The organism is Exiguobacterium sp. SH1S21 (assembly GCF_004337175.1).
In the GTDB taxonomy this organism is placed as follows: domain Bacteria; phylum Bacillota; class Bacilli; order Exiguobacteriales; family Exiguobacteriaceae; genus Exiguobacterium; species Exiguobacterium aurantiacum_A.
Genome location: NZ_SJUY01000046.1, coordinates 1 through 307, shown reverse-complemented (window position 1 = coordinate 307; position 307 = coordinate 1). Strand labels below are relative to the sequence as shown.

Here is a 307-nt window from a genome sequence, read left to right as displayed (position 1 = left end):
CCCTCAGAGACGATGAGGTAGATAGGTCATGGGTGGAAGCACGGCGACGTGTGGAGCTGAATGATACTAATCGGTCGAGGCTTTGATCTAGAAATGGTTTGTATTGATGAATCTTCAGTTTTGAGAGTTCAATCTCTTAAAAACATATTGACGTCATTGTTAAATGATGTTAATATAATACTTGTCTGGTGGCGATAGCGAAGCGGCCACACCCGTTCCCATGCCGAACACGGAAGTTAAGCGCTTCAGCGCCGAAAGTAGTTGGGGGTCTCCCCCTGTGAGGATAGGACGTTGCCAGGCAAGATCG

At 47.6% G+C, this 307-nt stretch carries 2 rRNA genes; both read left to right on the top strand.

The window, feature by feature from the left end:
- Positions 1-90 (top strand): 23S ribosomal RNA (locus tag EVJ24_RS15295); the annotation flags it as partial.
- Positions 91-184: 94 nt separating this feature from the next.
- A 5S ribosomal RNA gene (gene rrf / locus EVJ24_RS15290) occupies positions 185-300 on the top strand.
- Positions 301-307 lie beyond the last annotated feature (7 nt).